Here is a 20,287-nt window from a genome sequence, read left to right as displayed (position 1 = left end):
GAAAAAAACTACGCCTGATAAGCCTCGACCAAAATGCTCATGTAATCGTCCGCCGTAATCGTGCGGACGTTGCTTGGCGTCGAGCCGTTTTGCATCGACAGCTCCACGATGCGGGGGAAGTCTTCTTCGCGCACGCCGGGCAAGTCTTTCAGCTTGGGGATGTGCAAGCTGCTTGTCCACTCGGCAATGCCCGCGATCAGCTTGTCTACTGCAACCTCTTCGCTGTCGGCATCTGCGGCAAAGCCCATGTAGCGGGCGAGATCCGCGTGCATCGGCTTGTTTTCCGCAGCATTGAAGCGCAGGACGTGCGGCAAAAAGACGGAGTTTGCCACTCCATGCGGCGTATCGTACAGCCCGCCTAACGCTTCGGCCAGGCAGTGAACAGCCGCCACATCCGCAGAGCCAAAGCACAGTCCCGCAAGCAGGCTGCCTTCGAGCATCGCGTGCCGGGCCGCTTCGTTTTGCCCGTCTGCGTAGGCTGCGGGCAGAGCGGACACAATCGTCTGCATCGCTTTGGCCCCGAGCGCTTGCGAGATCGGATTCGTCACCTTGCACGTGTAGCCTTCGATGGCGTGAACGAGCGCGTCGACTCCGGTAGCAGCGGTGACGGCAGCAGGCACGCTGTACGTCAAAGCCGGGTCGAGCACGGCCAGGACTGGCCGCAGCGCTGCGTGCTTGAGCGTCATTTTCCGGTGCGTGGCAGCCTCCGTAATTACGGCAGAGCGCGTCACTTCCGAGCCAGTTCCCGCTGTCGTCGGGACGCAGATGATCGGCGCGATGTTTTCATAGGCCAGTCGCCCGTCTGCGTAGTCGGCGGGCGTTCCGCCGTTTGGCCCGCACAGCGCAATTGTTTTGCCCGTATCCATCGCGCTGCCGCCCCCAATCGCTACGACCATGTCGGCGGCTGTGTCGCGAAACAGGACTGCCCCTTCCAGACATTCCGTATCGCGCGGATTTTGGCTGAGCCGATCAAACAGCGTCACTTGAAAACCGGCTGCCGTCAGCGCCTCCTGGATCGGCGCGACCAGCCCTGCCTTGATGACCCCCGGATCGCTGACCAGCAGGACAGACGTGCCTTTTTGCAGATCGTGCAAAAGCTTCGGCAGCTCCCCAGCTTTGCCTGTCCCCATTTCGATGCGTGTAGAGCAATAATAGCTGTATGCGTTCATCGTATCGCCTCCCTTTTCCCCATCATACTAGCTGAAAGAGCCGCGAGCCAGAAAATCGCAAAAAGATTCGCGCAATAAGGCCGCAGCGACTGTAACGTTCCTTTTTTTTCCACGTCTCATAGGCAAAAGGGGGAATAGACAGATGAAAAACATCGTAAAGGCAAGTGGCATGACCGTTTTGGTTGCAGCCTTGATCGGCTGCAGCTCGACTGGGCAGCGCGCCGCGGAAAACAACGGGTCCCATCCGCAGACGGCGGCAAGCCCGCAACAAGCGGCGAGCGAATCATCCGCGCTCAGCCGTACCATGCAAGATGCTTCGCTCCCAACTCCAATCCCGTCGCGCACAGATGATATGTATTTTCAAAACTACGGCGCAAACCCGTTCGTCTCCGCCGCAGAAGACCGTCTCTCTACGTTTGCCGCAGACGTAGACACCGGCTCCTACACCGTCATGCGCCGCTACATCCACGAAGGCACCTTGCCGCCGCCGGACGCTGTTCGCGTGGAGGAATTTATCAACTACTTCCCCGTCGCTTATCCGGCTCCCACAGACCGCACGTTTTCCATCGTCACAGACGGCGGGCCATCGCCTTTCCATCCCGGTCACCAGCTCGTCCGCATCGGGATCAAAGGCAAGGAAATCGCAAGCGACGACCGCAAACCCGCCCGGCTCGTCTTCGTCATCGACGTCTCCGGCTCGATGGCGCGGGAAAACCGCCTGGAACTGGTGAAAAAAAGCTTGAACGTCCTGGTCGACCAGCTCCAGCCAGACGATACGGTCGGCATCGTCGTCTACGGCTCAAACGGGCGGGTCGTGCTTCCCCCGACTTCCGCCAAGCAGCGGCCAGCAATTTTGTCCGCGATTGCCGAGCTGAAACCCGAAGGCTCCACCAATGCCGAAGAAGGACTGCTGCTCGGCTATGAGCTGGCCTCCCGCTCCTTTGAACGCGGAGCGATCAATCGCGTCATCCTCTGCTCCGACGGGGTAGCCAACGTGGGCGAGACGGGCGCGGAAGGAATCTTGCGTTCGATCGAGGACTTTTCCCGCAAAGAGATTTATTTGAGCACCTTTGGCTTCGGGATGGGCAATTACAACGATGTGCTGATGGAGCAGCTCGCCGACAAAGGCGAAGGCAACTACGCTTACATCGATTCCTTTTCCGAGGCCAAACGGGTGTTTACGGAAGCGCTGACAGGCAAGCTGCAGACGATCGCCCGCGATGTCAAAATCCAGGTGGAGTTCGATCCGGCCAAGGTCGACTCGTATCGCCTGCTCGGCTATGAAAACCGCGACGTCCGCGATGAAGATTTTCGCAACGACAAAACAGACGCGGGCGAAGTAGGAGCTGGTCATACCGTCACCGCGCTTTACGAGATCAAGCCAAAAAAGGCGGCGGATACGGCCCCGCTGGGCACCGTGCGCATCCGCCACCACGACGTAGCGACCAATCGCGTAGAAGAAACCAGTCAGCCCGTGCAGGTGCAGACGACATTGTCGCCCGAGTTGAAATTTCTCGCTTCTGTCGCCGAGTTTGCCGAGATTCTTCGCGAAAGCCCCTGGTCAGAACGAAGCTCTCTGCACGATGTGCTGGAGCTGGCAAAGGCAAACGCCTCCGGCGAGGAGCAGCGCGAATTTGTCCGGCTCGTCGAGAACAGCCTGGCTCTCCGGAAGCATTAAAGCGAAACTACGCCAGTCATCCCGGAACGGAGGTCTCCTTTTGGATTGTCCACGAGAATCTTCACCGTGTACGTATTCGTTCCAGCGTCTGCCTTTGGACTGATCCGCGCTACCTTGCCCGGAACGTGGCGCTGAAGCGCTTCGACGAATACATCGGCTTTCTTGTTCAGGGAAAAACGGGCGAGCTCTGCCTCCGATACGCCGATCACGACATACAGTTGGTCTGTGTTCACCACGCTCATGACAGGCATGCTCGCGTTTGCCAGCTCGCCCGGCTGGATGCTTTTCATGCTGATGTAGCCTTTGATTGGGCTTTTCAGCGTTGCATTGTCCAGTTGATACTGGGCATTTTGGACAGCGGCCCGCGCCTTTTGGACACCCGCCTCATACTGGGCGAGCTGTTCCTTCGTCGGGCCGTTTTTCGTCTTGTCGTACAGCGCCTTCATCTGCTCGACATTGGCTGCGAGCGATTGCAGCGTCGGCTGCGTCACTCCTTGCCGGGCCAGCCTCAGCTCTTCCTGGGCACGGACGTACTGTGCTTCTGCCTGCGCCAACGCAGTCTGTGCGTCCTCCAGGCTTTGGCTGGAAAGCCCCCCTTGATCGTAGAGCGTCTTTGCCCGTGCCTGCTTCGCTTTGGCGGCATCGTAGACCGATTTCGCCGATTGCGCCGCCGCCGCCAGTTGGGCAAGCTCCTCCGGCCGCTTGCCGTTTTTGACGTCCTCGTACTTGCTTTGCGCCTGCTGCCAGCCCGCTTTGGCGTACTGCAAGTCTTCCGCCCGCGCTCCTGCCTTTGCTTCCTCCCATTTTGCCTGCGCCGTGGCGAGTTCGGCTTTTGCCATTTGCAGGCTCGCTTCCAGCTCGACCGTCTCCAGCGCCAAAAGCGGCGTGCCCGCTTCTACCCGATCGCCCGTATCGCGGAAGACGGCGGCCACTCGCCCTGCCGTCTTGGGATAAATCGTGACTTCCTCGATGCCGATCATTTTCCCGCTGAACGAGTGCGTACCCGCTTCCTCCCCTGCTGCCTCTTGAGCAGAGGCTGGCGTTGCAGGTGTTAAGGCTGTGGGCTGCACCGAGCCGCAGCCTGCCAGGCAAGCAATCGCCGTACTTCCTGCCAACGCCGCCATCCATTTGCGCCAATTCATGCTGAAACCCTCCTGATTTATGATATGGGGAAAAATCGCTTTAATCCGGTACTGCGGACTTTGCCGCCTCCTTGCCTGCTTGCATGGCTGCCTTGTTTTCTTTTACGGTCAGCATGGTCAAAAACGCCGCCACCAGCACGAGCACGGCCATAAGCAAGCTGTCCTGCAGCGCGGCGACTGCCGCGTATTTTTTTACGAGCTGGCCGAATAGCCCGCTGGCCGCAGCATACGCCTCCGTCCACGACAGCCCTTTGGCCGCGTACATTTGCTGCCACTGGGACAACGCCTCCAGCACAGGCTGCCGTGTGGCCGTCACTTGCTCGCTCATCTGTGCCGCATGCTCGGCGCCTCTGCGGGAAAACAGGGAAATCAGTCCGGCAATCCCGATCGAGGTCGCGACCTGCCGGGAAATATTCGTGATAACCGAAGCCGCAGGCACTCGCGCTGGCTCGGACACGGCCACCAGCGGAATTTGCATGGACGTCATCAGACACATGCCCAGTCCGGCCCCGCGCAAGGCGAGCAGCCAATGAATCGTCGTCACATTCGTGTCCAGATCGACCTGGCTGAGAAAATAGCCGGGCACGATGCACAGCACAAGCCCGCCGACAATCAGCGGCTTCAGACCGATGCGCGTCGCCAGCATGCCGCATAGCGGCGTCACCACCCCGGAAGCGAGCGCCTGCGGCAGCATCATCAGCCCGGTATCCATCGCCGTTTTGCCGAGCATGTTCTCCGAATAGATCGGCAGCAGGTAGATCACACCGAAATTGCCGACCATAATCAGACTGTTCACCAACAGCCCGAGCGTAAACGGGCGGTTGGCAAGCAGGCGAACATCGACCAGCGGATGGGCAGTCGACAGCTCGCGCATGACGAACAGACAGCCGCCTAGCAAAGCACTCATCAACAAGGAGACGATGTAAAACGAGTCCCAGCCCTTCTCCTCCCCTTTGGTGACGGCGAGCAGCAGGCTGACCAACGCAATCGCCGACCAGACGAAGCCCGCCAGATCAAACGGCTGCTTGCGGTTCGCTTCGCTTTCCTGCAAAAAACGCCAGACCAGAAGCATCGCCAACATCCCGAACGGAATGTTCACCGTAAAAATGAAACGCCAGTCGAGCTGCTCCACGAAATACCCGCTGAGCGTCGGCCCGACAGCGGGAGCGACGAAAACCGAGATGCCGAACACTCCCATCGCTGGCCCCATTTTTTCCCGCGGCACGACAAGCTGGATCATCGACTGACCGATCGTCATCATCAGTCCGCCGCCTGCCGCCTGGACGATCCGTGCGGCGATCATCGTGACGTTGCTGACCGCCAGGCCGCACAACAGCGAGCCGAGCGTGAACAAAAACAGGCTGGCGAGGTAGCTTTTTTTGATCCCGAACCGGATGCCGAGAAAGCCTGCCAGCGGAATGACGGCGGCCATCGTCAATGTGTAGCTGGTCACGACCCATTGGATTTCTTCCGTCGACGCCCCGAACACGTTCATCATTTCCGGAATCGCTACGTTGACGATGCTCGTATCCAGCACCGCCATGAACGTGCCCAGCACAATCGCAAAAACGCCCGGCCAAAAATTTTCCTGTGGACTCATCAGCTACACATCCTTATCGCACATGGATGGACACATGGGCATTCAAGCCTGGCTGAAAATCGTACGGTCCTTCGTCAAACGTGATTTTCACGGCAATGCGCTGGCTCACCTTCGTAAAATTGCCGCTCGCATTCACCGGGGGCAGCAGAGAAAACGTCGACTGCGTCGCTTCGCCAATCCGGTTGACGGTCCCGCGAAACCGCTGGCCCGGGTACTTATCCAGCTCGATGTCCACTTGTTGCCCGACCTGGACATAACCTGCCTCTGCTTCCTCCACGTGCGCCTCCACGTACAGTTGCCGTTTGTCTACGACCAGCGCCACGGTGTTGCCTGCGCCCACCACTTCGCCTTCCTTGGCGACTTTTTGCAAGATCACCCCGCTGATCGGCGAGCGGATCATCAAGCTTTCCACCTGTGTGGGGCTGGCGGCGTTGAGCTGCTCCTGCTCTGCCACGATCTGCTCCTGCTCGACCTGGCTGCCCACATCCACGCGCACGTTTGTCAGCTTTCCGGCCTGCTTGGACGCGATCTTGTATATCTCTCCAGTGACTACCGCATCCTCCGTCTTGACGTAAAAATAGCTCTGGTAGCCGTAGTAACCCACGACCGCCGCCACGATCAAACAAACGACGGCCACGATTGCTTTTGGATTCAGCTTTTTCTTCTCCATGTCTGCTTTCTTCCTTTCAGATTTCACAACAAACCGACAGTCGGTTTGTTGTGGGGCAAAATAGCAGGCATGCACACCAATTGTGCTGCCCTCTTTTGTTAACCTTGCTTTTTCAAAAAGTAATGCTTCACAACGGGACGGACAAAAATAGTCGCGGCAAGCCCGATGATGTTCCAGATGTTGACCAGCATGACGCCCGTATCTCCGGAAATGACAGCGAGCGCAAACAGCACGGAGCAAATGAGCGAAAGTCCGAACGCGACTGCCCAAATCAACGTCAGCCAAAAGTTGGAGGCCAGAAACAGCGGATGCGAAGTAAACTCGGCGGGCACCACTTTTTTTGCATATTGCAGCGTAAACGGCTTTTTGATGCACAACGACCAGGTGGCTGCCACAGCGAGGATGGCGTACATGAACAGTTGGGTAAAATCAAACAGGTGAAACGCAGGGAACAAGAGGGCAATCCAGAAACCGCAAAAGAAGTAAAACACCTTGATCGCAATGATCGTCGTTACTTCGCCAAACTTCTTTTTCTGAAACAGGTAGATCAACAGCGCGAGCACAAACCCGATGGCGAAGCCGAGCGCAGGCGGCTGCACCTGAAATGCGACGAAGAAAGGAATCAGGTCAACAAAAATCCAGAACAAGGTCATGAACACGGGACAACTCTCCTTATGAATGTAGGATGAAAAGCATCATGATGGCTTGCTGATGATCTAATAATAAAAACCGACCGTCGGTTTGTAAAGAACTTTTTTCCAACTTTTTCTCCCGCTCATGTTTTCAGGCTCTGTCTGTACTTCACCAGCAAATAAGCGGCGATGCCGACCGCGCAGCCGATCAGCAAAAACGTCAAGCCGTAATGCCGGATGTAGAAGACTACCTTGTACCACTCCCGCTCCAACATTTTTCCCAGCAGCAAAAAAGTCAGGCTCCACAGCAGCGCTCCCGTGTAGGCAAAAGCGGCAAACTTGCCGTACTTCATCGCAGACATCCCCGCCAGGTAAGCCGTGATGTGGCGCACGCCCGGCAAAAAGTAGCCGACGATCAGCAAAAAGGGACCGTACTTGGCGAACAGCTTTTGCGTCGACTCGATTTTTTTCGGGGTGATGTAAAGATTCGGCCCCACTTTGAGCAGAAGCGGCAGTCCCCATTTGCAGGCGATCGCGTAGCTGATCGTGATGCCTGCCGCCGCGCCAAAAAAAGCGCTCAGCACAGCAAACGGCATCAGCAGCATTCCCCGCGATACCGCGTACCCTGTGTACGTCATCAGCACTTCATCGGGAATCGGCAGCCCGATTACGCCAAGCGCAAGCGAGAAAAAGACGCCCACATATCCGTACTTCATCACAAAAAGGTCCAGATGATGTTCCACGGCTACCTCCACAAAACGTTTTCCTCTTCCATTGTATTCTCCCCCTACTGCTTGTCATTCTGGCTTTTTTTCCTCGGCTCGACTTGGCGCGGCACGACACGGCTCGGCTTTTTCCCCGTAGAAAAAGACAGCCTGTTTCCGCTCGCTCGTTTGCGCAGGATTCGGCTGTCTCTTCTTTCTATATTTCCTATTCTATGCCCAACTCATCAGGCGGACGGCTTTTCCTCGTCCGAATCGGCAGGCGGCTGGCCGTTTTTCTTTTTGTTCAACAGCTTTTTCACCAGGCCGCCCAGCGCTCCCAATGCGACCACAATCAAAATCCAGCCTTTTTTCGCAAACGCCAGAATCAACGCCAAAAGCCCCAGCTTCTTCGCGGCGGCTACGCCCAGTCCGCCGAGAATCAAGCCTGTCAGCCCAAACTCGGCGACCTTGTCCGTCTCCGCGTTAAAGTCGGTGTAGCGATGCCCTTCCTTGACCACGAAGTTTTTCAAGATTTTGTCCCGCAACGTCTGCTTGTCCTGCACGAGAGACGGAACATCGGTGACCAGAATGAAGGAGACATGGCCCGTTCTCGTCAACACTTGCAGCTTGTAGTTCAAAAACTGATCTTTTTGCGCGGTCTCGGCCAGCATCGAGTATTCCAGCTCGTGTGTGGCGGCATTGTAGGACGGCTTTACGTTCCAGCCGATGACGTGGAACTGCTCCTCCGGCTTGCGCTGCTTGTTTCCCTCTTCTGTGCCGTCCTTGTAGCTTTGCAGCAGCGCTTCGGCATCAATCTCATTTTGCTCGTCGTCGCTGATGTGTCCCGTGTCCTCGTATTCGATGAACAAGGCCCAATTCTGATTATCTTCAATCGGGTGGACGCTCCCGATCTCGTTCATGGTCGGGATGTCCCCATGCTCCTGCTCCATTTTGATCGTGTCGTCTTTGTTGAGAAAAATCATGTTTTCCGGAACCGTGAAGGAAAACTTCCCTTCCATCTCGACCTTCGTTCCGCTTTCCACAATATTGTAGTTCCCTGCTGCACTCGCAGGGAGCACGGCCGCAAAAGCGAACATGCATGCAAATAAAGATGATAGCCAGGCTTGTCTTCTCATGCTAAACCCCTCAATCTTTTTTTTCACGAACCCCCTCATTTTACCGGGATTATTTTCCTATTACAAAGATGATTTAGAAATTACAGGGAAAAATGAATCGTATTTCCTGGATAAAAATGGTTAATGATTTGTTTTTTTATTACTTTCGCCTCAACTTTTGTAGGGCGGATTGCGTGCAGGCAGACCGCTCCTGTCTGTCCCCGGTCAAAGGCGCAAGACGGCTTTTTGTCCTCGTATAAAACAGCCGTCCCGCGAAGAAAAATAGCACTATTCACCAGATTGCCCGCTCGCCGACAGGAGGATAAGCATGCTTCGTTCCGCGAGAAAAATCGTTCCCTGCTCGTTTCGTTTCTGTTATGTTGGCCGAGCCTGCCAATCCGCAAAACCGCTATTTTACCGTGCAAATGCTGGATGTGTACACGAATACGTTTCGCAACGTCTCCAACCGCTCAACCCGGCAAGAGGCAGCACGCTACTTGCTCGTGGGTCCGAACTGGATAGGAAATCCTCCGCCGCATACGCCCGTGATTACGATCCCGCCAGCTTCCGCAAGCAGCAAGTCTGGCCAGCTATTGAACAAACGAAGACTTTGGAGCGTTGAGCAGCAAATCAGGTTTGCGTTCAGCCTGAACAGCGAAAAGGCATTGTCTCTCTTCCGCCGACAATGCCTTTTGCTTATATAATGAATGGATTTAGTAATGGGCAATTCCCAAGGAGCGGTCATCGCTTTCGATACAGTACTGAAACGCCCTGTCCGGATTAGGGGTATTGTACGTAGTCAGCAAATCCTGGTAGGAGCCTGCATACTTCACATTCCCCGCATGAAGAATGAAAATTTTGCAATCGATAAATTCCAGCTCCTGCAATTGATGAGTCGACATCATAACGGTGTGCCCGGCTTTTTTGGCTATGCCCGCAATCTTGTTCAATATTTTTAATCTGGCCGAAGGGTCAACCCCACTCGTAGGCTCATCAAACAAATAGAAGCTTTTGTTGATCTCGGCAAACAAGGTGACGAGCAGCCACTTCCTTTCGCCAACAGACATTTGCCCAAACTTCCGATTCCAAAGCTCCCTGACCAGTTCTCTTTCTCGGTCATCCAGCAGAGACAAACACATCTCCGGATTTTTATCGAACGCTCTGTCCGCTATATGTAAAATAAGTCGCGCAATGTCCCTGCCTTTCAAAATGGGGGAAAAGTACAAGCTTTGCGTTTGATATACGATTTCTTTCGCTTGAGGGATTCCGTCAATCGCGCCTTCCTGAATCGCCAACACTCCCGTCAGCAAATCAAAAAGCGTTGTTTTCCCTGCCCCATTCAGGCCAATGACCACATTGACCTTATCTGCCTCCAGTTTCATATTCAGTTGATTGATCGCTTTCTTTTCACTCTTCGGGTAGGAAAACGATATATTTTTTAATTCGATCATCTGTTCTCCACTCTTTCCTGTTTTAGATTAGGTTCTTCTTACGGTTGAAGCGATTTTTATTTTCGACCATGCAATGACCCCAATCGCGATGTAGACCAGCGAAATGACCAAAAGAAACAGGTGGTTACTATTCAGGTGAAGGTTATTGGTCAATGCATCATAGGTAAACACGGAAAAGCGAAACACATATTCAACCGGATTTAAATAGTAAAGGATAGTAGTAAAAAAATCGGTAGACTCGCCACGATAGATAGCCAAATACGTCGCCGGAAAAATCAGCATATTGACAAGCGTATAGGCAGACGAAGCCCTTACCGACAAGCTTGCAATCGAGAGAGACAACATAAAAAGCGGGAGTAAAACGACCAAATAGGTACACGTAGCAGTGAAAAACAGAAGAAAAATAGGGTAATCAAAGACGATGGAAATAACAACCGTAAACAAAGCGAGACTAACCAGCCCAAAAACAATTTGACTGAGTAAAAGTCCCACGATAATAGGAACTTTTGAGCCGCAGATGAAGACAAAGCTTTTCAGGATGCCTAACTCTCGAAAATCGGTTAATCTTAGCCCAATCCCGTTAAACACTACCAGCACTGCAGAGAAGGCCCAAAAACTGGCGTAGTAATAAACAGCTTTCGAAACATCCGGCTTGGCGTGGAACCAACTGTAATTGATAGAAAAAAACAACAACAGAGGCAACAGGATCGACCAGGCTAACGCAATTTTTTCATCGATCATCGACTTGATAAATACGATAAAAAATTCGTATGATTTTCTAAGCATTCGGTTCCTTTTCCTTTCTCTTTTTGATTTTTTTAGCTCTTCACCATAAAACGTGCTTGATCTCCCTCTATCGCAGTTTTTCGTAGTTATGTAGCCGGTTTACACTCCAGTCTAATGCGAATCTTGAATCTCTCTAGATTGCGGTAGCCGTAGGCTCTTCGTTTGATTACCTTCACTTTGTTGTGTGTCCCTTCAATCTTGGCATTCGTTACCCGAAAGGAAAAATAATTCTGAATGGGCTCTTGCCACTGGACAATCGTTTTGGCAATGGAACGAACCGCAGGAGTCGGAGAATAGAGATGGTCGACAATCCATTTCTGAAGCGCTTCCTCGCCTGTCTCTTGGGTTTTGAACGGCATACACGGTTCTTATGTCTTGAAGCGCAAAGTAGAGTCGTTTGAGGTGTGGATCTTCTGCTAACCAAATCTTCAGTTCCTGAAGCTCTTCGGGCTTCAGCTTGTCAGGGATCGTATGGAGCAGGCGTTGCTCATGTCTGCCCCGACGATGTGTTCCACGAGCATGAGTGCGTTTTCGGGTAGCTTCCAACGCTTTCGAGAAAAGCTGGATCACGTGAAATTTATCTGCTACCACAAGGGTATGCTTCCAGACTTGGCGTACGGTTTCAGCCATTCCTGGAGCCAAATCCGTGACAACTACATGGGGAGCCTTACGAAAGGGCCATTGCTGCAGGGCGTTTCGTACCTGTTCACGTGAACGTCCTTCTGTGACTTGCCAGATATGACCGGTTTGAGCATCCATGAGGTTCACGCCATACTTATGTCCTTTTTGCAGAGCAAACTCATCCAGACAGACCTCTTCAGGAGCTTCATGTTCTTTTGGTTGAGCAAGGCGTTGGGGGGCCAGTTGGTAGTACCAGCGTTCGAGTGTCGAGTAGGCCACACTCAATTGCTTGGCAACCGAGAGCAAATCCCGACTGCGGCACATATCCACCGCCATCTCTTGAAAAGCAGAGGTCACGGATCCTCGAGGCGGGATACCGTTCCATTCCACTGTCCATGTAAGCATACAACTAGCACAGCGCTGGCGATACACGGGAACGGATACCCAGACGGTCCCCCAAGAAGGAACGAAACGATGACGAAGAATACGCCGTCCAGGACGTGCATGGTTGGTACTGGCTCCGAGGCAGATCGGACAAAGATGACAGGCAGAATGCGGTTCCAGAACAGCGATCCAATCCGTTTCCTTTGTTTTTTCCCAATGTGTGAGATGGAATGATGGAAGTCTGATAAAGTCTGTGCTAAAATCAAGGCACAACGCAGATTTCCTCCTTTTCAGTGGTTGTCTCGACAACTCCCACGATAAAGGAACATCTGCGTTTTTTCAATGTCTAGCACGGGTTATGGTGATGAATCATTTTTTTACATTTTCAGGCGTAATGAATCCTTTAGCAAACCATGTAAGTGTTTCTTATGGGAACGGTATCAGCTTGTTCAGGTTTTTATATATAGATCGATCAAATTTTCTGGAGAAGCGATATTCTTGTGGATCAAGTAAGGCAGTATTCATATGCGGATAACAATCAGGTGAGAATATTTTAACAACCTTTGTGTTGAATTCCATTGTTTCAGGAACACACGTTGCGTAAACAGAAATATCTAGATCATTTACCACTCTTTGAACTCTTTCAATGAACGTGTCTTTTTGAGATGTTTTCGTTAAGGGAATATTCTCCTCAAGCTGCCTTTTATTATCAGTCAAGAATGCGTATTCTTCTCGAAATTTCTCTGGGCTTAATGAGTTACAAAAGTCATAATACAAGTCGCCGTCTATACTTTCCCCCTCGTTCTCCCTTCCCCAAAAACCAGTCATAAATTGAAAATACTCATTCATGGCTCGATTAACCGCATCTAACAGATTCCAATGTGCCCCTGCCCCAATACTGAAAGACTCTTTTCCAAAACCTAAAGCTAGTACGACATGGACGTCATCCGTTATTGAAATATCAACCAAGTAAAACTCCTGAATTCCTTTATATGTCTTGCTCATTTGTATAATATTGTAAACGCTTTGTTTTTCCAATAATTTTAATGATAGTAATCTTCCTGCTTTCTTAGTTAACCATGTATGTATTAGCGACTGTCTTTCGATAAATTCTAAAAATGCTGCTTCTATTGCATAAGCACTGGAAGTATGTGAAGCTACTCCACAAGTATCACTGAAAGAGCTATGCATATCTTTATCTTTAAAAACCGGATGGCCATACTCTAAAATGACAAAATCCAAAGGTATTTTTATTGTATCTCCAGTTATTAAATTAAAGGCTTCTGTGCTGGCGCTACCATTTTCCTGAATTGCCTTCATCCTTGGGGCAAAAAGCGCTAGCCTTTCAAGGTGTTCCCCAATTGCAGCAGCCATTGCTTTCCTGGTGTTATTCTTCACTGAATTTCCATAGGCAGCTTTGTGTATTGCACAATCTACATAACAATTGGAATACCCGCACTGAAATATTCCTTTGTTTATCCATATTCGATTTGCCACAAAAGCATGTCCATGATTGGGACTATTCGTTACATAATACATGGAAAAGCTCCTTTATAATATTGGACACGTTGGTATATGATTCAAAGTATCCTGAGTTAAATTAACTGTATACCTGTTCACATCTCTATCAAGATCAATATACGTTTTCAGTGCAACATGATTATATGTGAACGCTCACCAAAATGTTGACCACTTTGCTCATCATAAAGTTACCCACCTGACAGTTTGAGCACACGTCATCATTTTCACACCTAATTGCAAATGTTTTTACTGAGCCAAGGATCGTCAAGGGCTTGCGTAGCAAGGGGTTTACCCTTTATCCTTGACGATCCTTGGTGCAGGAAATAAAATGCTACTTTGTGTGAAAAAAAGCATCGTAGGTGGTCAACTCGAAGATGAGCGTTTGCTCCAAAAATGGTCAACTTTTTGATTAGCATTCACAATTATAGAGATTAGGCGAATATGCTTTAATGATAATTAGATTTTTATTTACGGTTTGATATAAAACTGTAGTGTGCAACTCTTTGACCCAAACTGGTAAATTTTTCACAATCAGATCAGTTTCTACCTCGGCTTCAGACAGCGTGATATCTTCGTCCACTTCTTGATAAGTATCCAGCTTGTTGAACAGTTCAAGGTGTTTTAGACATTCGCTATCAGTTTGGGCTTTTAGGACAATCGCCGTGTACGAACTCGGTTCAAGCCCTTCTAGTTGGTATCTATAAAAATAGTCATCATAAACGTTTTTTAGTAAATATGCTTCTGACAAGCCCTTGTGAATAGCATTCGAAAGAGAAATACTTGCGCCTACTCCTGTCATAAAAGTAAAGGGAGTAATGTGATTTGCATTCTTTGCAAAAACAAATACTACTTTTAATGGTTTAAATGTCTCTTCTACGTATGCTTGTACTTGATATCCTTCTGCTTGAAAAAGACTAACGTATATAGAATAGTGTTGAGATAAATCAATTTTTTTCCCTTGTCTCCCATACCAAAAAAGAAACGTTGAATTTTTCTCTAATAATTCTTTAATTGCATTTGATTGAGCCAACTTACTATTAAAGTGTGCTGCTGTACCCGTGGTATCACAAACGATAGAATCTTCCTTGCATAGTTGCGTAAATCGTCTAGGGATCTTTGCAACCTTACTATTCATTATGTCAAACGATTCTGCCAAACCCTCAATGGCGTCCCCTCTAGCTCCAATTACTAATGCTCTGCGCTCTATTGATTCAGAAAACGCCTTTAAAACTGACTTTCTTTTTCTTTGAGAAATAGCGCCACAATCTACTGGTCCTATTCCACCGTCTTCCCTCCTGAATGTTCCGATTCTTGAAGTCGCTAAATAAACTGGTCTATTGTTGAAGAGTGAGTCCTTATAACCAAAGTTTCTTTTCGACACATCAAATATCATTTCTTTCACCAAACCACTGAATTAATGTTACTGGCGCTAATCTTGCGTTTAAGCCAGATAAATGAGTCAAGGCATTGTCATTAAACCCCGCAAAACAAAATTCACCTAAGCTACTGTCAAACCTACTTAATGTCTCCCTGAAACTCTGACACATTGCGCCAATTTCAATTAATGCGTATCTGTACCCTCGTTTTCTGTATTTGGTGATAGCTCTTTTTAAATCAATGGCATAGCCAATAGCGATTTTAGAAAATAAACTTCGGTCAGAAGGGTTAATTTGATTGATTACTAAATTTAAAAGTTCCTCATCGTATTCTTTAAGTAAAATCAGTTCATTTTTCGAGGAATGAAACAAATAGCATCCTTTAACAGAAATCCCTTTTAAGACACCTTCGTCAAATACATATACGAGCGGTAAAACCGGATACAAGCCTCCAGCAGAAGGATAGTTCTTGGTTAAAGTGTTGGAAAATCTGCCGAATGAGTCTCGAAGGATGATCCCAAAATCATCCGTATTTATGTTCCAATTCTCTTTAAATGTTCGGCAGCTCCTAGTACGTTCAACAGTTTTTTGTTCGATTTTAAATTGGAATGATTTTTCGTAATACTCCGGTATAATATCTGTAAATTCCACTAATTCCATCCACTCTAGTAGCTCTTCCTCATATTCATACATTATTTCTGATATCCAGCATCCTTCCTGATGCATCTTAACAACTTGATCCAATAAACTATTAGAGAGAACTTCTGCTTGTAAATGATTCGCAAAATCATTCTTTCTTCTCTGCTCTACTAATAAATCTTCACTTATGTTATTCATAACAATCACACAACTCCCAATGAATCGAAGTATCTTCATATATTTTAAAATTATCCAGTTTCATGACCATCGCTCTATTAATATCTTCATGATGAATTTTTGAGTAAGTAAAATCATGAAAAAGTAATCGCATACGCTTAATCAAACATGATGCAATAATAACTCGTTGGCTATTGGTTAAAGGAACGCCGATTTTGATGTCTTCCTCCAGAGAATAAAGCATGTCAATGACTTGCTGATAAGTTAAATTATCAGCACTTCCAATTCTCATATGCGATTCAATATGACCTATATGGCAACAATGACATGGATTAACCCAATTACGGTTATAAAGCGAGTCCATATAAAATTTATTGTTGTATATATAACTCATCAATAAATAAGAGTTGCTTGATTCCATATGTCTATCCCTGATTCTTTTTCCTAAACTTTTGTTATAGGGATTTAGAAATACAAGGGATAATTCATTTTCCTCGCAAGGCTGCATGTCATCAACTGAAAGTGACGTGATTGCCAGATTCTCTTGAAAATCTTCAACTAATGTATTCATTAATATTGACCTTAAAAAATCATCATTGGTCATAATAGTAACGGAATCTATTCGGAGCATTTTTTCTTTCACTGTACGTATTAACCCATTGCTTGCTAGAAAACCAATAACCTCCTCTTTTTCTTCTTTGAAAATTTGTTCAAGCACAGACTCTGAAATTTCTTTCTTGCCCGTTCGATCCCACGATTGAATTAAATCAATGAGATCTTTATCATGAATCTTCATTACTCCATTTGCAGTTTGAACTACTACATCTCCATTCTGTAAGGAATGACACAGAAATCTGTTGATCCGATAATTAGAAGTCATATTAATTCACCATCATTTTATTTTTTGTTCTACTCTTTTAAAAGTTATGTAGATAGCCAAATTCAAAATAGCGGGTAACTATTGTTGTCAATAAGCTCCATTTTGAATTTGGCTTAATAAACTTCATGTGGAAACGATGTCTTCCCCAGTAAAATAAGAATTATCGGTTATTTTTACCGATAGTGGCAGCACCACTACTTGAAGAAGAGGAAGAAGCGCACAATCGGCCCCCCTTATTTTTATCTGTCAGAGATTGAATAGTATTGAAATTTGAACCAACCCCAAACTTCGAAATTCCTAACATGCCTCCATCCCCAATGATTTCCTTGTTTGCTCCGCGAACAATTTCTTTCTCCACGCTTCTTACACCCCTAATAAAAGTTATTGATGGATAAAAATACCACCAACTAAATAGTAAAAAAATACTCTCTTTTTGTAAATAAAAGAAAAATAAATTAATAATTACAAATTTTTAACTCACCTTTCTTCTTACATAAAAAAAGCCAGCCTCGCAGGAATGACTCCCCTGCGACGCTGGCTTTCTTCGTTACTTCTTCAAATCCTCAATCGACGTAATATCCATATAAGTCGGCACGGCCAGGCCCAGCTTGGTTCCTTCCAGGTTTGGTCCGAGGTCCTCTACGTCTTTGCCGAGCTTCTCCATGTAGTCCGCATGTGTCGTTGGCAGCCATGCGGCAACCATGCCGTCCACGTCGCCGTTCGCTACGCCTACCCACATCGGGCCTGCTTCGACCTGGCTCAGCTCCACTTTATAGTTCAGCTTTTGCTCCAGGACAGTTTTCACCACGTTCGTGCTGGCGATCTCGGAATCCCAGGCTACATAGGCAAGCGTCAGCTTTTGGGCGTTGACAGGCTGAACGCCCTCGACCCATTTGTTTACGGTAGCCTCGTTGTTTTTCACCCACTCGGCTGCTGCTTCCTCCGGCTTTTTGCCGTTTTCGATGTCCAGCATGACTTTTTCCATGTCAGCAGGCGTCCAGGCAAACTTGTCGAGGAAAGCGTAGGCGCTCGGCTGTTCTTCCTTCAAGCCTTTGCGCACGATCGTGTGGATTTGCTCGTCTTGTCCGTAAATGCCTTTCGGGTCTTCCAGGTACTTCATCTCGAACTTGGAGAACATCCAGTGCGGTGTCCAGCCCGTGACGATAATCGGCTTCTTGTCCTTGTACGCTTGCGTCAGGGCAGCCGTCATCGCGGCACTGGAGCCTTCCACCAGCTCCCAGTCTTTCAACTCGTATTCGCTGAGGACTTTTTCCGTCGCCTTCATCAGTCCGGCACCCGGGTCGATCCCGATAATTTTATGGTCGACAGTCGCTCCTACGCTGCCGGATGCTGCCGAGCCAGTGTCGCCGCCGGATGGTTCATTGCCTTGTGGAGTTCCAGCGCTTGAGCAGCCCGCCATCACCATACTGAGTCCCAGTGCGACGGCCAATCCTTTCCAGGTTGCTTTTTTCATGAAAACCCCTCCTACGCTTTTTTTCTCTTTCCTACCCCTTGCGTGATGCGGTCCAGCAAAATCGCCATAATAACGATCGCCAGTCCCGCCTCGAAGCCTTCTCCGATCTTGATCTGCGTCACGGCGCGATAGACGTCCGCGCCGAGTCCTTTTGCACCAATCATCGAGGCGATGACGACCATGGACAGCGCCAGCATGATGCTTTGGTTGACCCCCGCCATGATCGTCGTTTTCGCGATCGGCAACTGCACCTTCGTCAGCTTTTGCCAATAGGTCGAACCGAACGCCTCTGTCGCCTCAATCAAGTCCGCCGGCACCTGGCGAATACCCAGGTTGGTCAGGCGGATCGTCGGCGGCATCGCGAAAATGACCGAAGCGATAACACCCGGCACCTTTCCCAGACCGAAGAAAAAGATCGCGGGAATCAAGTACACAAATGCAGGCATCGTCTGCATAAAATCGAGCAACGGCGTCACGACTCTTTGCACGGATTCACTCTTCGCGCACCAGATTCCCACGGGAATCCCGATGATGATCGAGATGAGCCCGGCGGTCAGCACCAGCGCAAGTGTTTCCATTGAATGCTCCCAATAACCCAGGTTTTGAATCAAGAGAAGTCCAATGAAAGTAAAAAGAGCGATAGACAGCTTCCCGGCGCGGTACGCCAGCAACGTCAGCAAAATGATAATCACCCAGAACGGCAGTCCGGTCAAAATCAGATTGAAGAAATCGACCGTCCCGCCAATGCAAGTCGAAATAAAATCGAACAAAAAGCCCAAATGCTCATCCAGTCCGTCTACGATGGTTTCTACCCAGCTATCGAGGGGCAGCTTCGGAAAAAGTTGATCCATCATTCATCCACCTGCCCTTCTTCATTTGCCGGCAGCGGCGATTCCTGGTTCACTTTTCCTGCCAAACCGCCCAGTACGGCGCCTTTTACGATGACGCCCAAAAGGCGATCCTGTTCACCTGTCACCGCCACCGGAATATCGGAAAAAGCAACCAGGTCAAACAGTTCATTGAGCAGCGTCTGCGGGCCGACTTTCGGCACTTCTGTGCGCAGTACGCCTTCCAGCGATTTTCCTTGTGCCTTCGCTTCGCTGACGGCGTCTGCGGTCAACACGCCCAGGAGCGTTTTCTTCCTGTCGACCACGTACAGGCTGGATACGCCGCGGTCCCGCATCATCTGCAAGGCGACGCGCGGCCCTTTGTCCAGGGTGATCGTCTCTGCCCGCTTCATGACGTTCTCCGCAGACAACACCTTGGAGCGGTCGACGTCTTCCACGAAGCGCTCCACGTATTCGTTGGCCGGATTGGTCATGATTTCTTCCGGAGTGCCGATCTGCACGATGGCGCCGTCCTTCATCAAGGCGATCCGGTCCCCGATCTTCAGCGCTTCATCGAGGTCGTGCGTAATGAAAATAATCGTTTTTTGCATCGTGCTTTGCAATTCCAGCAGCTCATCCTGCATGTCCTTGCGAATAAGCGGGTCCAGTGCGCTGAATGCTTCGTCCATCAGAAGCACATCCGGCTCATTGGCAAGTGCACGCGCCAGACCGACGCGCTGCTGCATTCCCCCACTGAGTTGATCGGGATAGCTTGCTTCCCAGCCTGCCAGACCGACCAACTCCAGTGACGCTTTTGCCTTGGCTTCGCGCTCAGCTTTGGGCATTCCCTGGATTTCCAGGCCATACGCTGCGTTTTCCAGGACGGTCCTGTGCGGAAACAGGGCAAACTTTTGAAACACCATCCCGAGCTTCTTTCTTCTGACCTGCTGCAACTGCTCTGTGTTCATGCTGACGATATCCGTACCGTCAATCAGGATTCTGCCTTCTGTCGGCTCAATCAGCCGGTTCAAGAGTCGAACCAGCGTCGACTTCCCGCTACCCGAAAGCCCCATGATGACGAAAATTTCGCCGGCATGCACCTCAAAACTCGCTTGGTTCACCCCAAGGGTAAGACCCGTTTCCTTCAATATTTCCTGTTTGGTCTTCCCCTGTTTCACCTGGGGCAGTGCGCGTTGGGGCTGTCGTCCAAAGATTTTGGTCAAATTCTCTACTTTGATCTTGGGCATATGGTCACCTCCAACTGTTACGCCCGTATCCGGACTGTTCATTACCCTTACAATTGTAACCAGCCCTGTTTTTTACCTCAAACTGGATGAGACTCGATAATCGGGCATTTTCAGCGTTCAGAAAAAACTTTACGTACTTTTCTTTCTGTATTCGCAGTATATCTCGTATATACTGTTTGATATCTCCATTTACT

Annotated in this window: 19 protein-coding genes and 1 pseudogene; 2 read left to right on the top strand and 18 right to left on the bottom strand. The window is 49.6% G+C overall.

Annotated features, from left to right (window positions below):
* Nucleotides 1-8: 8 nt before the first annotated feature.
* Nucleotides 9-1,169: an iron-containing alcohol dehydrogenase gene (locus M655_RS04205; protein ID WP_026558032.1), complete on the bottom strand. Its 1,161-nt coding sequence runs from the start codon at nt 1,167-1,169 to the stop codon at nt 9-11.
* A gap of 142 nt (nt 1,170-1,311) precedes the next feature.
* On the opposite strand from M655_RS04205, the gene M655_RS04200 reads away from it, so the two are divergent.
* Nucleotides 1,312-2,847, top strand: a complete 1,536-nt coding sequence (locus tag M655_RS04200) for a vWA domain-containing protein (RefSeq protein WP_025844808.1) — start codon at nt 1,312-1,314, stop codon at nt 2,845-2,847.
* Here M655_RS04200 and M655_RS04195 read toward each other — a convergent pair.
* The 6 genes from M655_RS04195 to M655_RS04170 form a co-directional block, all read right to left on the bottom strand.
* The gene (locus tag M655_RS04195; RefSeq protein WP_026558033.1) at nt 2,844-3,989 is read right to left on the bottom strand and encodes an efflux RND transporter periplasmic adaptor subunit; all 1,146 of its coding nucleotides are present in this window, start codon (nt 3,987-3,989) and stop codon (nt 2,844-2,846) included. The genes M655_RS04200 and M655_RS04195 overlap by 4 nt on opposite strands.
* A gap of 40 nt (nt 3,990-4,029) precedes the next feature.
* Nucleotides 4,030-5,589, bottom strand: coding sequence for a DHA2 family efflux MFS transporter permease subunit (locus M655_RS04190; RefSeq protein WP_026558034.1), 1,560 nt, complete (start codon nt 5,587-5,589; stop codon nt 4,030-4,032).
* Between the two features lie 13 nt (nt 5,590-5,602).
* Nucleotides 5,603-6,259, bottom strand: a complete 657-nt coding sequence (locus M655_RS04185) for an HlyD family secretion protein (protein ID WP_026558035.1) — start codon at nt 6,257-6,259, stop codon at nt 5,603-5,605.
* Nucleotides 6,260-6,357: 98 nt separating this feature from the next.
* Nucleotides 6,358-6,912 (bottom strand): amine oxidase, encoded by a 555-nt coding sequence (locus tag M655_RS04180; RefSeq protein ID WP_238501632.1) that lies wholly within the window; start codon nt 6,910-6,912, stop codon nt 6,358-6,360.
* 122 nt (nt 6,913-7,034) lie between these two features.
* Nucleotides 7,035-7,646: a DedA family protein gene (locus tag M655_RS04175; RefSeq protein WP_026558037.1), complete on the bottom strand. Its 612-nt coding sequence runs from the start codon at nt 7,644-7,646 to the stop codon at nt 7,035-7,037.
* 194 nt (nt 7,647-7,840) lie between these two features.
* Nucleotides 7,841-8,731 (bottom strand): DUF2167 domain-containing protein, encoded by an 891-nt coding sequence (locus M655_RS04170; RefSeq protein ID WP_025844796.1) that lies wholly within the window; start codon nt 8,729-8,731, stop codon nt 7,841-7,843.
* A 356-nt stretch (nt 8,732-9,087) separates the two neighbouring features.
* Here M655_RS04170 and M655_RS04165 point away from each other — a divergent pair, with 356 nt between their 5' ends.
* Complete coding sequence (locus tag M655_RS04165) at nt 9,088-9,414, top strand: DUF1254 domain-containing protein (protein ID WP_005829467.1); 327 nt, start codon at nt 9,088-9,090, stop codon at nt 9,412-9,414.
* A gap of 9 nt (nt 9,415-9,423) precedes the next feature.
* On the opposite strand, the gene M655_RS04160 is transcribed toward M655_RS04165, so the two are convergent.
* From M655_RS04160 to proV, 11 genes and pseudogenes are all read right to left on the bottom strand, one after another.
* On the bottom strand, nt 9,424-10,161 hold the full coding sequence (locus M655_RS04160; protein ID WP_005829466.1) for an ATP-binding cassette domain-containing protein: 738 nt from the start codon (nt 10,159-10,161) through the stop codon (nt 9,424-9,426).
* Nucleotides 10,162-10,188: 27 nt separating this feature from the next.
* A complete protein-coding gene (locus M655_RS04155; protein WP_005829464.1) occupies nt 10,189-10,947 on the bottom strand; it encodes an ABC transporter permease in 759 nt (252 codons plus the stop codon).
* A gap of 86 nt (nt 10,948-11,033) precedes the next feature.
* Nucleotides 11,034-12,225: pseudogene (locus M655_RS28250) on the bottom strand (ISL3 family transposase).
* A gap of 153 nt (nt 12,226-12,378) precedes the next feature.
* Entirely contained in the window at nt 12,379-13,491 is a 1,113-nt protein-coding gene (locus tag M655_RS04145) for a YcaO-like family protein (protein WP_026558038.1), read from the bottom strand.
* Nucleotides 13,492-13,882: 391 nt separating this feature from the next.
* Nucleotides 13,883-14,866: a YcaO-like family protein gene (locus tag M655_RS04140; protein WP_026558039.1), complete on the bottom strand. Its 984-nt coding sequence runs from the start codon at nt 14,864-14,866 to the stop codon at nt 13,883-13,885.
* Nucleotides 14,856-15,686, bottom strand: a complete 831-nt coding sequence (locus tag M655_RS04135) for a SagB/ThcOx family dehydrogenase (RefSeq protein ID WP_005829458.1) — start codon at nt 15,684-15,686, stop codon at nt 14,856-14,858. The genes M655_RS04140 and M655_RS04135 overlap by 11 nt, the downstream gene beginning before the upstream one ends.
* Complete coding sequence (locus M655_RS04130) at nt 15,679-16,545, bottom strand: McbB family protein (protein WP_081414759.1); 867 nt, start codon at nt 16,543-16,545, stop codon at nt 15,679-15,681. The genes M655_RS04135 and M655_RS04130 overlap by 8 nt, the downstream gene beginning before the upstream one ends.
* A gap of 160 nt (nt 16,546-16,705) precedes the next feature.
* Nucleotides 16,706-16,903, bottom strand: coding sequence for a hypothetical protein (locus M655_RS04125; protein ID WP_129552174.1), 198 nt, complete (start codon nt 16,901-16,903; stop codon nt 16,706-16,708).
* A 189-nt stretch (nt 16,904-17,092) separates the two neighbouring features.
* Nucleotides 17,093-18,019 carry a glycine betaine ABC transporter substrate-binding protein gene (locus M655_RS04120; RefSeq protein WP_026558041.1) on the bottom strand — a complete coding sequence of 309 codons (927 nt, stop codon included), beginning with the start codon at nt 18,017-18,019 and terminating at the stop codon, nt 17,093-17,095.
* A gap of 11 nt (nt 18,020-18,030) precedes the next feature.
* Nucleotides 18,031-18,870 (bottom strand): ABC transporter permease, encoded by an 840-nt coding sequence (locus tag M655_RS04115; RefSeq protein ID WP_007783036.1) that lies wholly within the window; start codon nt 18,868-18,870, stop codon nt 18,031-18,033.
* Nucleotides 18,870-20,093, bottom strand: coding sequence for a glycine betaine/L-proline ABC transporter ATP-binding protein ProV (gene proV, locus M655_RS04110; protein WP_005833350.1), 1,224 nt, complete (start codon nt 20,091-20,093; stop codon nt 18,870-18,872). Before proV ends, M655_RS04115 begins: the two co-directional genes overlap by 1 nt.
* Nucleotides 20,094-20,287: the final 194 nt, after the last annotated feature.

The sequence above is a fragment of the Brevibacillus sp. NSP2.1 genome, from assembly GCF_000470975.2.
Lineage (GTDB): Bacteria > Bacillota > Bacilli > Brevibacillales > Brevibacillaceae > Brevibacillus > Brevibacillus agri.
The sequence above is the reverse complement of the archived record's forward strand: the minus strand, read 5'-3'. Positions and strand labels throughout refer to the sequence as shown.